General features: G+C 34.1%; 14 protein-coding genes, 1 rRNA gene and 1 pseudogene. 14 read left to right on the forward strand and 2 right to left on the reverse strand.

The features are described 5' to 3' along the window. Positions 1-185 precede the first annotated feature (185 nt). The 14 genes and pseudogenes from rrf (at position 186) to gltP (ending at position 12,621) form a co-directional block, all read left to right on the forward strand. A 5S ribosomal RNA gene (rrf, locus tag GA0061081_RS10010) occupies positions 186-301 on the forward strand. A 207-nt stretch (positions 302-508) separates the two neighbouring features. Continuing rightward, a complete protein-coding gene (locus GA0061081_RS11380; RefSeq protein ID WP_425337796.1) occupies positions 509-703 on the forward strand; it encodes a YgjV family protein in 195 nt (64 codons plus the stop codon). Between the two features lie 56 nt (positions 704-759). Further along, a pseudogene (locus GA0061081_RS11385) lies at positions 760-813 on the forward strand (hypothetical protein); the annotation flags it as partial. 4 nt (positions 814-817) lie between these two features. After that, positions 818-976 carry a YgjV family protein gene (locus GA0061081_RS11390; protein WP_091350586.1) on the forward strand — a complete coding sequence of 53 codons (159 nt, stop codon included), beginning with the start codon at positions 818-820 and terminating at the stop codon, positions 974-976. Positions 977-1,083: 107 nt separating this feature from the next. Then, positions 1,084-1,656, forward strand: coding sequence for an RNA pyrophosphohydrolase (gene rppH / locus GA0061081_RS10030; RefSeq protein ID WP_091350588.1), 573 nt, complete (start codon positions 1,084-1,086; stop codon positions 1,654-1,656). Then, complete coding sequence (gene lgt / locus GA0061081_RS10035; protein WP_091350590.1) at positions 1,653-2,522, forward strand: prolipoprotein diacylglyceryl transferase; 870 nt, start codon at positions 1,653-1,655, stop codon at positions 2,520-2,522. The genes rppH and lgt overlap by 4 nt, the downstream gene beginning before the upstream one ends. Further along, a complete protein-coding gene (gene thyA / locus GA0061081_RS10040) occupies positions 2,519-3,313 on the forward strand; it encodes a thymidylate synthase (RefSeq protein ID WP_091350593.1) in 795 nt (264 codons plus the stop codon). The genes lgt and thyA overlap by 4 nt, the downstream gene beginning before the upstream one ends. Before the next feature lie 232 nt (positions 3,314-3,545). Continuing rightward, entirely contained in the window at positions 3,546-4,496 is a 951-nt protein-coding gene (gene lpxL / locus GA0061081_RS10045) for an LpxL/LpxP family Kdo(2)-lipid IV(A) lauroyl/palmitoleoyl acyltransferase (RefSeq protein WP_091350596.1), read from the forward strand. Between the two features lie 48 nt (positions 4,497-4,544). Then, positions 4,545-5,627, forward strand: a complete 1,083-nt coding sequence (gene rlmM, locus GA0061081_RS10050) for a 23S rRNA (cytidine(2498)-2'-O)-methyltransferase RlmM (protein WP_091350599.1) — start codon at positions 4,545-4,547, stop codon at positions 5,625-5,627. Between the two features lie 95 nt (positions 5,628-5,722). Beyond that, positions 5,723-7,492 carry a penicillin-binding protein activator gene (locus GA0061081_RS10055; RefSeq protein ID WP_167349349.1) on the forward strand — a complete coding sequence of 590 codons (1,770 nt, stop codon included), beginning with the start codon at positions 5,723-5,725 and terminating at the stop codon, positions 7,490-7,492. After that, the gene (locus GA0061081_RS10060) at positions 7,458-7,829 is read left to right on the forward strand and encodes a YraN family protein (RefSeq protein ID WP_091350604.1); all 372 of its coding nucleotides are present in this window, start codon (positions 7,458-7,460) and stop codon (positions 7,827-7,829) included. Before GA0061081_RS10055 ends, GA0061081_RS10060 begins: the two co-directional genes overlap by 35 nt. Positions 7,830-7,844: 15 nt before the next feature. Next, the gene (locus GA0061081_RS10065; RefSeq protein ID WP_091350606.1) at positions 7,845-8,423 is read left to right on the forward strand and encodes an SIS domain-containing protein; all 579 of its coding nucleotides are present in this window, start codon (positions 7,845-7,847) and stop codon (positions 8,421-8,423) included. 98 nt (positions 8,424-8,521) lie between these two features. Further along, positions 8,522-11,218: a DNA topoisomerase (ATP-hydrolyzing) subunit A gene (gene gyrA, locus GA0061081_RS10070; protein WP_091350608.1), complete on the forward strand. Its 2,697-nt coding sequence runs from the start codon at positions 8,522-8,524 to the stop codon at positions 11,216-11,218. 92 nt (positions 11,219-11,310) lie between these two features. Then, positions 11,311-12,621 (forward strand): glutamate/aspartate:proton symporter GltP, encoded by a 1,311-nt coding sequence (gltP, locus tag GA0061081_RS10075; RefSeq protein ID WP_174787365.1) that lies wholly within the window; start codon positions 11,311-11,313, stop codon positions 12,619-12,621. A gap of 137 nt (positions 12,622-12,758) precedes the next feature. Here the strand turns inward: gltP and rpmG are convergent, their stop codons facing one another. Together rpmG and rpmB are read right to left on the reverse strand one after the other, a co-directional pair. Continuing rightward, on the reverse strand, positions 12,759-12,926 hold the full coding sequence (rpmG, locus tag GA0061081_RS10080) for a 50S ribosomal protein L33 (protein WP_034884348.1): 168 nt from the start codon (positions 12,924-12,926) through the stop codon (positions 12,759-12,761). A gap of 15 nt (positions 12,927-12,941) precedes the next feature. Continuing rightward, entirely contained in the window at positions 12,942-13,178 is a 237-nt protein-coding gene (rpmB, locus tag GA0061081_RS10085; RefSeq protein ID WP_034884345.1) for a 50S ribosomal protein L28, read from the reverse strand. Positions 13,179-13,233 lie beyond the last annotated feature (55 nt).

Genomic DNA, 13,233 nt, shown 5'->3' on the forward strand with positions numbered 1-13,233 from the left:
TGAGCTAACTGATACTAATGAACCGAGAGTCTTAACCTTACAACTCGGAGTTGTTTTGGATTACGCAGAAGTTTTGATGAAGAAGAGAGCTAGTATAAAAGTTGAAATAACAGTTTGTTCCGGATTGAGCGATTGGTGCTGATATGAGATAATGGACACCAATTGAGAAGAGAAGACAGGATATGTCTGGCGGTAATAGCGCGGTGGTCCCACCTGACCCCATGCCGAACTCAGAAGTGAAACGCCGTAGTGCCGATGGTAGTGTGGGTATTACCCATGTGAGAGTAGGGTGCCGCCAGACTTTTAAATTAGAGAGAGCCCAGCAGTGTTGCTGGGCTTTTTTGCTTTTGTGTTAGTTCATATTATTTAAGGATGAATAATCTAACTAAATGATCCGAAAAATTATTTAGATCTATTTGTCTAAGGAGTTAACGATGGATAGTCTGAAATTTTATATGAATCTGTTAGTGCATATTTTGTTAAAAAATATACGACAATTCCACAATTAATTGGTATGTTAGATTATTTTGTAGATATTAGTGTTTTTTTTTTGCAACATAATGACAATTCTTTTATATGGCAATTGGCCATTGTTAATCTTATTATGTCTCTTCACTTTTATTTATTAGGTCCAGAATCATATCCTGCAGCAATACCGAATATTGGGAATATATTTAGAAATATTATTTCTGCTTACACATAAAAATATGTTTGTAATGTTTTCTTTTATTGCTTTAATGTGGGTATTTTCTTACTACACCTGATTGGATGCAATTTATTCATTACCTTTCAATTATAGGTAGTACATTGGTGACTATTGAACTGTTTCGTTTACAGCAACAAAAGATGCGATTGCTTATGTTGTTATACAGTTTTTTTATGGGTTATTTATAGCTTGTGGATAGGCTCTTTAGATAGTTTAGCTATTGAAATAATATTTGTTATAATTAATATTGTTGCAATTATAAAAAAATAACCTATATAAGAAAACATATTTACTCAATTAACTCATTTTTTTATTTATTTATTGCTCCATGTATGAAACAATTTAACTATATAAAAATAGATTTCTTGAGGTAGTCAGTGATCGATAATGATGGCTACCGTCCAAACGTAGGAATAGTTATTTGTAACAGGTATGGTCAAGTACTTTGGGCTCGTCGTTATGGGCAAAATTCTTGGCAGTTTCCTCAGGGCGGAATAAAACAAAACGAAACGCCTGAGCAGGCAATGTTTCGCGAATTAAATGAAGAAGTTGGTTTATTATCAAAAGATGTGAAAATTTTATCCGTTACTAATGGTTGGTTACGATATAGGTTACCTAAAAGGATGATCCGTTGGGAAAATCAACCTGTTTGTATTGGACAAAAGCAAAAATGGTTCTTATTAGAATTAATATCTGATCCATCGGTAGTTAATCTCAATGCTTGTTCTACTCCTGAATTTGATGATTGGAAATGGGTTAATTATTGGTATCCTATTCGGCAGGTTATTGCTTTTAAAAGAGATGTCTATAGAAAAGCAATGAAAGAATTTTCTTCCTCTGTTTTTGCTATACAGACTGAATTAGATGCACCAATTATTAGTATTCCTAAAAAGAAAAAATTTAATTTCTTTGTACATAAACGAAAAAATAAAAAGCGTATTAAAAAATGAATCAATATTTGCAATTTCCTGATTTTGATCCGATAGCTTTCTCTATTGGTCCTATATCACTCCATTGGTATGGAGCAATGTATTTATTTGGCGTCTTGGGTGCTCTTTACTTAGCTAAGCGCCGAGCAAATAAACCAAATAGTAAATGGACGTCACAAGAAGTTGAAAATTTATTATTTTGGGGATTTTTGGGGCTATTTATTGGAGGTAGATTAGGCTACGTCTTTTTCTATAACTTTGATGTTTTTACTAAAGATCCTGTAATATTATTTAAAGTTTGGGAAGGAGGTATGTCTTTCCATGGCGGTTTGATTGGTGCTATTTGTGTTATTGCTATTTTTGCTAAGAAGACAAAGAAAACTTTTATGCAAGTAGGTGATTTTGTTGCTCCTCTTGTCCCGATAGGCTTAATGTTTGGGCGATTTGGTAATTTTATTAATGGAGAACTTTGGGGCAGAGTTACTCATTCGTCTATTGGTATGCTATTTCCAACATCATCGCATGCTGATTTTATGTTTGTTCAGTCTCATCCTGAATGGTTTTCACTTTACTCTCAATTAAATGGTATTTTACCAAGACATCCGTCACAACTTTATGAAATGACGTTTGAAGGAATAATACTATTTGTTATATTAAATATCTTTATTCTAAAACCAAGGCCTACAGGTGCTGTATCTGGGCTATTTTTACTTTGCTACGGTTTATTTAGATTTGTTATAGAGTTTTTTAGACAACCTGACGAACAACTAGGTTTATTTTTAAATATTATCAGTATGGGGCAAATTTTATGTTTACCGATGATTATTGGTGGTATTTTAATTTTTTTATTTGCGTATAGATTTGACAAGAAGGCAAAAGCACGATGAAACAATATTTAGCGTTAATGCAAAAAATTTTAGATGAAGGTACGCTTAAATCGGATCGAACTGGCACAGGTACGTTATCTATTTTTGGTCATCAAATGCGATTTAATTTGCAAGAAGGCTTTCCTCTTGTTACAACTAAAAAATGTCATTTACGTTCAATTATCCATGAGTTGCTTTGGTTTTTAAAAGGTGATACGAATATCAAGTATTTAAAAGACAACAACGTCACGATTTGGGATGAATGGGCTGATGTTAATGGTGATTTAGGCCCTATTTATGGTAAACAATGGCGAGCATGGGGCACAGCTGATGGTCACCAAATAGATCAAATTTCACGATTAATTGAACAAATTAAAATTGATCCTGATTCTAGACGCATGATTATTTCTGCTTGGAATGTTGGGGAATTAGATCAAATGGCCTTAGCTCCATGTCATGCTTTTTTTCAATTTTATGTTGCAAATGGTAAACTGTCTTGTCAGCTTTATCAGCGTTCTTGTGATGTATTTTTAGGACTACCATTTAATATTGCTAGCTATTCATTACTAGTTCACATGATTGCACAGCAGTGTGAATTGCAAGTAGGTGATTTTATTTGGACTGGGGGAGATACACATCTTTACTCTAATCATATGGAACAAACCCACTTACAACTAAGTCGTGAGCCAAGAGCATTACCCAAATTAGTGATTAAACGTAAACCTCCAACAATTTTTGATTATGAGTTTGAGGATTTTGACATCGTTGGTTATGATCCACATCCAGCAATAAAAGCCCCCGTAGCTGTTTGATTTTTAAGTTCATAAAGCAACATATTTCATTAAAACAGTGAGTTGTTAATAAAAGATCATAGCTAATCTTTCTAATTATTAGCTATGATGAGCTTTAAATATAAAATTTATCATAAAGTTAGCTAAGCAATGCTGATGTTATGTAGTCAAGCTTTGTTTATTTTTCTGCCCCTAAAATTAAGATATAGTATATAATAATTGACTTTATGATTAACAATAACTTGATCTTAATATGAGTCAAAATCAAGAAATTCGCCCTATTTTTACTAAACGCTTATTACATCCTCGTTACTGGTTAACGTGGCTTGGGATTAGCATTTTGTATTTAATTGTTTTATTACCATATCCGATTATTTACCAATTAGGTAAAGCATTAGGGTTACTGTCAATGAAATTAATTGGTAAACGTAAAGAGACTGCAAGACAAAATCTTAAACTTTGCTTCCCCGAAAAGCCACAGCAAGAACGTGATCAGATGTTGCGTGAAAATTTTATTTCTACTGGGATAGCTATTTTTGAAACCGGTATGGCTTGGTTTTGGTCTGATAAACGTCTATCCAGACACACCTCCATTGTTGGTGACGATTATATAACAAAGGTGCAACAATCGGGTCAGGGTGTGTTACTTATTGGTATTCATTTTTTAACCTTAGAATTGGGTGCCCGTATTCTGGGGATTAGTCATCCTGGTGTTGGCGTATATCGACCAAATGATAATCCTGTTATGGATTATGTTCAGCTTAAAGGCCGTTTGAAATCAAACAAATATATGCTGGAGCGTCATAATACAAAAGGTATGATCCGTGCATTAAAAAATGGTGAATTACTTTGGTATGCACCAGACCATGATTATGGACCTAAAAATAGCGTTTTTGCTCCACTTTTTTCAGTTGAAAAAGCTGCGACAACAGTTGGTACACGTATATTAGTTAAGTTAGGTTTGCCTGCGATTATTCCATTTACGCCTAAACGAGAAAAAAATGGCCGCTATATTGTATATATTTCTCCTAGGGTTGAAGAGTTTCCTGTTGAAGATGATGTGTTAGCAGCAACATTCATGAATAAAATCATTGAACAGGAAATTTTAAAAGCACCTGAACAATATATGTGGTTACATCGTCGATTCAAAACGCGCCCAAAAGGGGATGCCCCTTTATATTCTGATAATGTTCAATCTGACTAATATGGTTGTTTTTTTATAATATCTGTTAAAAGAGTAAAAAATTGCAATATGCAAAAATTAAATAAGATTATTTTATATTGTCGTTCTGGGTTTGAAAAAGAGTGTGCGGCAGAAATTACAGATAGATCTGCACAAAAACAAATATATGGTTTTGTTAAAGTAAAAGAAAACAGTGGTTATATTGTTTTTGAATGCTATCAAGATGGCGATGCACAATTATTAATAAAGGATTTGGCTTTCAGAACTCTCATTTTTGCGCGACAAATATTTTTGTCTGGTGATTTATTAGTTGATTTACCAACAAATGATCGTATTTCTCCTATTATTGATGCATTATCTGGATGTATTGATAAAGCAGGAGATTTACGCGTTGAAGTTGCTGATACAAATGAAGGCAAAGCGCTTTCAGGATTTTGTCGTAAATTTACGGTACCTCTTCGTCAGGCATTACGAAGTAAACGTATTTTATTAAAAGCTGAAAACCCCTCAAGACCCGTTATTCACTTATTTTTTATTAATAGTAATAGTTGTTATGTCGGTTATTCACTGAGTCAAAATAATTCACCTTTTTATATGGGGATTCCAAGGCTAAAATTTCCAACCGATGCACCAAGCCGTTCTACGTTAAAATTAGAAGAAGCTTTTCATATTTTTATTCCTTATGAAGAATGGGATGAACGATTAAAAGGTGGTTTGAATGCGGTTGACTTGGGGGCTTGCCCTGGAGGATGGACTTATCAACTTGTTAAAAGAAATATGATGGTTTATGCCATTGATAATGGTCCGATGAATGAAAAATTGATGGAAACAGGACAAGTTAAACATTACAGAGAAGATGGCTTTAAATTTATGCCTAAAAAGCATAATATTTATTGGCTGGTTTGCGATATGGTTGAAAAACCAACTAAAGTAACTGAATTAATAGCTAAATGGCTGGTTAACGGTTGGTGTAGAGAGACTATTTTTAATCTCAAATTACCAATGAAAAAGCGTTATGAAGAAGTAAAACAAAGTTTACACTTGCTAAACGACGAACTAAATAATAAAAAAATTAATGTACAAATTCAGGCTAAACAGCTTTATCATGATCGAGAAGAAGTGACCGTTCATGTACAACGAATTTGGGGATAACAACTTACAAGAGAAAAGGTATGAATTTAAAACGCTCTTTTTGTGCTATGTTAATAATGCCATTGTTTGTATTTTTGGTGGGATGTGCTTTAGAAATGTCAAAGAAATCCCTTAACTTTGATGAGCATCAAAACTCTAATTATTATTTATCTCAAGCAGATAATAGCACTGGTTCTACTAAAGTTAATTGGCAATTATTAGGTATTCGCGCTTTGATAAAAGAAAATAAATTTTCGCAAGCCAGTGAATTATTATCAAATCTGCCTCTTAATCTTAATACTGAGCAGCAAAAAGAAAAGTTATTATCAGAAGGTGAAATTGCCGTAAAAAAAAGGAAACCGTTTGATCTTAATCAGTTAGCTCTGGAAAAGTTGACTAATTCCCAGTTATATCGTTATTACGTTATAAAATTAGGTTTAGATGCAAACAGTAAAGATATTAATGCCCAAGCTCATGATTATCTTCAATTAGAAAAATATGTAGCAGAAGCTGGAAAAAAACAATTATTAAATAATACATGGGATTTCTTTCGTAAATTAAAATTAGAAGAACTTCGTAAAGTTTTAGTAAATGAAAATGAAATTACATTACAAGGGTGGGTTGATTTAACTTACGCTTACCAAAGCAATAACAAAGTACTCGTTTCGCAAGATGATGATACTCCAGAATCAATTGTTGCAAAATCTCAAAATCAAAAACAACTATTAAAACAAGCCATCAACAATTGGGCTATACAATATCCAGATCACCCTGCTAAGGAAATTCTTTCCATATTAACGGGTGAACAAACTCTTTCTGTTGATGCTAATGCAAAAAAAGTTGCATTATTGTTACCATTAAATGGTTCTTCACGTATATTTGGTGAAACTATTCGGCAAGGTTATATCAATGCTATAAAATTTTTTCCACAAGAACCACAACAAAATGTGATGGTACTTGATACAACTAGTGCATCCATGGATATTTTAATTCAACAAGCTCAAGAAAATAATGTTGAATTAATTGTAGGACCTTTATTAAAAAATGAAGTGACTAAAATAAAAGAGCTAGCTCCTGCTATTCCTATTTTAGCCTTAAATAAAGTTGATAATGAGACTACTTCTGTTAATAAAATGTGTTTCTTTGCATTATCTCCTGAAGATGAAGCAAAAGATGCGGCAAACCATATTTATTCTCAAAATAGAGTAAAACCGTTATTATTAGTGCCGCAAACTGACTTAGGACAACGTGTTGCACAAAGTTTTGCAGAGCAGTGGTCGCAACTATCGGCGAATAATTCACAAGCTTACGTGCAATATTTTGGCAACATTCAAACATTAAGTGCCAATATGAATCGTAATATAGGTATTACTCTTACCGGTAATCCTATCTTGATTAATGATACGCCCCCAGTGGAAATATCTGCGGGATTTGATGCTATTTATGTTTATTCTTCATATGATGAATTAACATTGATAAAACCAATGCTTGATATGGGGGCAAATAAAACTATTGGCAATTCATCAGAAGTTATGCTTTATACAAGCTCAAAAAGTCATATAGCCAGTTCTTCTAAAGATTTTAATTATGATATGAATAAAACTGAATATGCAGAAATTCCTATGATTATGGAGCAAAAGGATAATGTGAATACAAACATACCTAGCGATATTCTGAAAGACTATTCATTAATGCGTTTGTATGCAATGGGAATTGATGCGTGGAGACTCGCCAATCGGTTTAATCAGCTTAATTCATATCAAGTTAACTTTTTAGATGGTATGACAGGGAAACTATCAACAAGTAATCAATGTGAAGTGACTCGCTCGCTTTCTTGGCAACAATATACTTATGGTGAAGTTAAATCTGATTCAAAAAGCGAATAAAAAACAAATCGGTGAGTATTATGAAAATATTGCTTGCCAATATCTACTTAAACATGGGCTTATACTTCTTGCTCATAATATCCAATTTCGCATTGGTGAACTCGATTTAATTATGTTAGATAACAAGTGCCTTGTTTTTATTGAAGTGCGTTATCGAAAAAATGCAAATTTTGGTGATGCTGAAATGACCGTGACATTAAATAAACAAAATAAAATCAAGCATGCTGCTCAACTATGGATGATAGAGCAAAATTTAAATATTGAGAATACAGAGTTTAGATTTGATATTTTTGCTATTACAGGTAAAAGCCAAAAGTGGATTATTAATGCATTTTAATTTTAGGTGAAAAGCGTGCAAGATTTAATTAAAAATTATTTTACTGAAAGTATTCAAACTCAAATTGTGATGGCTGAATCGCTCGGTTCCTCTATTGAAAAAGCAGCAAATATTATTGTTGAGAGTTTACTTAACGGCAATAAGATTATGAGCTGTGGTAATGGTTCATCCGCTGCTAATGTACAAAGCTTTACTTCACGTTTAATCACCAGTATTAATATCGAAAGACCAAGCATTCCAGCAATAGCTTTAGTCTCGGATAATGTTTTATTAAGTGCTATAGCTAATCATGAAGAAATTTATGCTCGTCAAATTCAAGCATTAGGTCAACAAAGTGATGTTTTAATTATAGCGACTTGCCAAGGAAATAGTCGAGCCATTATTCGTGCTGTTCAAGAAGCTGTAATTAAGGACATGAAAATCGTTGCATTAACTGCTTTTGATGGTGGTGAAGTGATTGGTTTACTTGGGCAAAATGATATTGAAATAAGAGTACCATCTTATAAAAAAGTTATGGCTTACGAAATGCACGCCATGATTTTAAATTGCTTATGCCAATTAATTGAAAATACGTTGTTTATTCATAGCGAATAAGTTGAAATAAAAACAGTTTAGTTCTGCATTAATAGCGATTTTCATGCTATAATTATGTACTATTTTGATGAGTTAAATTAATAAGAGAACATGGTGTTATGACCGAACTAGCCAAAGAAATAACCCCCGTTAACATTGAAGATGAGTTAAAATCCTCTTATCTTGATTATGCAATGTCTGTCATTGTTGGACGTGCTTTACCTGATGTCCGTGATGGTTTAAAACCTGTTCACAGGCGAGTTTTATTTGCTATGCATGAAGCGGGATATGATTGGAATAAACCTTATCGAAAGTCTGCTCGTGTTGTTGGGGATGTAATCGGTAAATACCATCCACATGGTGACTCGGCGGTTTATGACACAATTGTACGTATGGCCCAACCATTTTCATTGCGCTATATGTTAGTTGACGGTCAAGGTAACTTCGGTTCTGTTGATGGTGATTCAGCTGCTGCAATGCGTTATACAGAAATTCGGATGCAAAAGTTTGCAGGAGCATTATTAACGGATCTTGATAAAGAAACGGTTGATTTTTCTCCTAACTACGATGGTTCAGAAATGATTCCAGATGTGTTACCAACACGAATTCCTAACTTATTAATTAATGGAGCATCAGGGATTGCTGTTGGTATGGCGACTAACATCCCTCCTCACAATTTATCTGAAGTTATTAATGGCTGCTTGGCTTTTATTGAAGACGAAAATATTTCGGTTGATGGTTTAATGGAATATATCCATGGGCCAGACTTTCCAACGGCAGCATTGATTAATGGCCGAAAAGGCATTGAAAATGCTTATCGTACTGGTCGTGGTATTATCTATATTCGTTCTAAAGCAACTATCGAAGTTGATGACCATTCAGGAAGAGAAACGATCATTGTTAATGAAATTCCGTATCAAGTTAACAAGAAAAAATTGATCGAGAAAATAGCTGAATTGGTCAAAGATAAAAAAATAGAAGGTATTTCGGCATTACGCGATGAATCTGATAAAGATGGTATGCGTATCGTTATTGAAATAAAGCGTGATGCGGTTGGTGAAGTTGTTTTAAATAATCTTTTTTCGTTGACTCAATTGCAAGTTTCATTTGGTATCAATATGGTGGCTTTACATAAAGGTCAACCCAAACTGTTAAACTTGCGTGAAATGATTGAAGCTTTTGTACTTCATCGTCGTGAAGTAGTTACGCGTCGAACTATTTATGAACTACGTAAAGCACGTGAGCGCGCTCACGTGTTAGAAGGTTTGGCAATTGCACTCGCTAATATTGATCCAGTTATTGAATTAATTCGTGCAGCTGCAACGCCAAGTGAGGCAAAAACTAAATTACTGGCTCAAGCTTGGCAACTTGGAAACGTTGCATCGATGTTGGAAAAAGCAGGTAATGATGCTGCTAGACCAGAAGATTTAGCGCCAGAATTTGGTATTCATGAGGGACACTATTACCTATCAGATGCACAAGCTCAAGCGATTTTAGATCTTCGCTTACATCGTCTAACAGGACTTGAACATGAGAAAATTCTTGATGAATATAAAGATTTATTAGTTCAAATCGGTGAGTTATTGCATATTTTAGCAAGTTCAGAGCGTTTAATGGAAGTGATTCGAGAAGAACTCGAAGCCATTCGTGACCAGTTCCAAGATGCTAGACGGACCGAAATTACAGCAAGTAGTGCAGATATTAATATTGAAGATCTCATTGCCCAAGAAGATGTCGTTGTTACTCTTTCGCATCAAGGTTATGTAAAATATCAACCGATTTCAGATTATGAGGCTCAACGTCGTGGTGGTAAAGGTAAATCTGCAACTAAAATTAAAGAAGAAGACTTTGTTGAAAAATTATTAGTTGCTAATACCCATGATACGATTCTCTGTTTCTCTAGTCGTGGTCGATTATATTGGATGAAGGTTTATCAATTACCTGAAGCAAGCCGTGGTTCTCGTGGTCGCCCAATAATAAACTTATTACCTCTGGAAGAAAACGAACGTATTACTGCAATTTTACCAGTTAGAGAATTTGATAATGAACATTGTGTATTCATGGCTACCGCACAAGGTACAGTTAAGAAAACTTCTTTAATTGAATTCAGCCGTCCTCGAAGTGGTGGAATTATTGCGATTAATTTGCGTGACGATGATGAATTGATTGGTGTTGATTTAACTAGTAATGATCCTTCAGCTATGACTGATGATGAAGAAATGAATGATGATAGCGTGATAGAAGATATTGATACTGAAGATGATGAAGTTTCACAACTCTCAACTACTGAAGATATTATGTTATTCTCAGCCAATGGTAAAGTTGTTCGATTCCCAGCGAATAAAGTTCGTTGTATGGGGCGAACTGCTGCAGGTGTTCGAGGCATAAAACTTGAGAGTGATGACAAAGTGGTGTCTCTGATAGTACCTCGTGGAAATGGCGCAATCTTAACTGCAACCCAAAACGGTTATGGTAAACGTACAGAGCAAGAGTTGTACCCAACGAAATCACGTGCAACTAAAGGTGTTATTTCTATCAAAGTAAGTGAGCGTAATGGAGCTGTGGTTGGGGCAGTTCAAGTTGATGAAACAGATGAAATCATGTTAATTACAAATGCAGGAACACTTGTTCGTACTCGAGTTGCAGAAGTCAGTATTGTAGGCCGTAATACTCAAGGGGTTATGCTTATTCGAACAGCGGAAACTGAAAAAGTAGTGGGACTACAGCGAATCGCTGAAACAGAGGACGATAATGAATCCGAATTATTATCACAGTGTGAAGAGCGGAGTGATTTGGCGCCGGGGGCCGAAGAATAACTTTTAATTATTAAAAAGGATTAGTTAATATAACTAATCCTTTTTTTATTTAGAATAATATCGAAAAGGAATAGTATTAGATGTCGTTTTTTATAAAAAAAATATTAACAAATCTTGCATGGCAAATTTTAATTGCTTTGGTTTTAGGTATTGCGATGGGGGCCTATTTATTTGAGCTTTCTGTCCCATCTCATCCTTTACATTCTTACTATCAGTTTTCGATAGTCAATATCTTTCAACCAGCGGGTGATATCTTTATTCGTTTAATTAAAATGATTGTACTACCTATTATACTTAGTACATTAACACTAGGTATTGCAGGTATTGGCGGTTCAAAACGATTAGGTACATTAGGATTTAAAACAATACTTTATTTTGAGATTATTACAACTATTGCTATTTTGTTAGGTATTTGCTGGGGAAATATTTTTTCACCGGGAGCAGGAATTGATTCATCTACTCTTGCAACCACTGATGTTAGTAAATATGCCAAAGCAGCTGAGGAATTGAACGGAAAACCACATGGTTTGATTGTTATGATTCTTGATATGATTCCTGCAAATATTTTTAAAGCAATGGCTGATGGTGCAATTTTACCGGTTATCTTTTTCTGTGTTTTTTTTGGTTTAGGGCTAATGTCTTTACAAGATAAACAGCGTGAACCATTTCTTTTCTTCTTAAAAGTAATTTCAGATACCATGTTTAAAGTAACTAACATGATTATGCGTTATGCACCAATTGGTGTTTTTTCACTTATTACGGTAACTGTTGCTAAATATGGTTTTGAATCCTTACTGCCTTTATTTAAATTAATTTTAACAGTGTATTCGGCAATGATTATTTTCACATTAGTGATACTTGGTCTTGTTTGTAAACTTTGTCACTTTAATATTTTTACATTGTTGAGAATTTTAAAAGAAGAGTTGGTAATTGCATTTTCAACGGCGAGTTCTGAAACAGCACTACCGAAGATTATTGAAAAGATGGAAGCTTATGGTGCTCCAAAATCAATAACTAGCTTTGTTATTCCTACGGGCTATTCATTTAATCTTGATGGATCGACACTTTATCAAAGCATAACTGTTATCTTTTTAGCGCAGCTATTTAGCATCGATCTAACAATTTTGGATCAAATTATTATTGTTATCACATTAATGATAGCATCTAAAGGGATTGCTGGCGTTCCTGGTGCTTCAATTTTAGTTTTATCGGCAACACTTGGTAGTGTCGGTATACCTCTTGAAGGTATTGGCTATATTATGGGTGTTGAACGAATCTTAGACATGGGAAGAACGGTAGTTAATGTAGTAGGTAATGCATTAGCTGCAATTGTTATTGCACGCTGGGAGCATGTCTTTGACGATAAAAAAGCAAGATCATATGAGCAACAATATTTAAAATAAAATCATTGTTTGCTTATTTCAGCTTCAGGTAAAAACTGAAGCTTTTTTATTTCTTAAGTAGTTAATCAATGAGCAACATCAATTTTAAAAAGATATAAAAAAACCCAGCATTGCTGGGTTTTTATTATTTATTAAAACTATTTAATCTTAGCTTCTTTATAAACTACATGTTGACGAACTACAGGATCGTATTTTTTGATCTCCATTTTTTCAGGCATAGTTCTTTTGTTTTTGCTAGTGGTATAAAAATGACCTGTACCAGCAGAAGAAACTAATCTAATTTTTTCGCGTACACCTTTTGCCATGATATGGTTTCCTTATTAGTACTTTTCACCACGGGCACGAAGTTCAGCTAAAACTGCATCAATACCCTTTTTATCGATAGTACGCATACCTTTAGCAGATACACGCAATTTTACAAAACGTTTTTCACTCTCAATCCAGAAACGGTGAGTTTGAAGGTTTGGTAGAAAACGACGTTTAGTAGCATTCATCGCATGAGAACGATTATTTCCTACTAAAGGACCTTTTCCTGTTACTTGGCATACTCGTGACATGTCAATAATTCTCCGAAATTTCAATGCTTAAGCCTTGGGCGTAATATGTTAATGG

This window comes from Gilliamella bombicola (genome assembly GCF_900094945.1).
GTDB lineage: Bacteria > Pseudomonadota > Gammaproteobacteria > Enterobacterales > Orbaceae > Gilliamella > Gilliamella bombicola.

Bases quoted from the DNA above. Each gene is read 5' to 3' on its own strand.
- lgt (WP_091350590.1), top strand. From the start codon at position 1,653: ATGAATCAATATTTGCAATTTCCTGATTTTGATCCGATAGCTTTCTCT.
- thyA (WP_091350593.1), top strand. From the start codon at position 2,519: ATGAAACAATATTTAGCGTTAATGCAAAAAATTTTAGATGAAGGTACG.
- lpxL (WP_091350596.1), top strand. From the start codon at position 3,546: ATGAGTCAAAATCAAGAAATTCGCCCTATTTTTACTAAACGCTTATTA.
- rlmM (WP_091350599.1), top strand. From the start codon at position 4,545: ATGCAAAAATTAAATAAGATTATTTTATATTGTCGTTCTGGGTTTGAA.
- GA0061081_RS10055 (WP_167349349.1), top strand. From the start codon at position 5,723: ATGTCAAAGAAATCCCTTAACTTTGATGAGCATCAAAACTCTAATTAT.
- GA0061081_RS10060 (WP_091350604.1), top strand. From the start codon at position 7,458: ATGGTGAAGTTAAATCTGATTCAAAAAGCGAATAAAAAACAAATCGGT.
- gyrA (WP_091350608.1), top strand. From the start codon at position 8,522: ATGACCGAACTAGCCAAAGAAATAACCCCCGTTAACATTGAAGATGAG.
- rpmG (WP_034884348.1), bottom strand. From the start codon at position 12,926: ATGGCAAAAGGTGTACGCGAAAAAATTAGATTAGTTTCTTCTGCTGGT.
- rpmB (WP_034884345.1), bottom strand. From the start codon at position 13,178: ATGTCACGAGTATGCCAAGTAACAGGAAAAGGTCCTTTAGTAGGAAAT.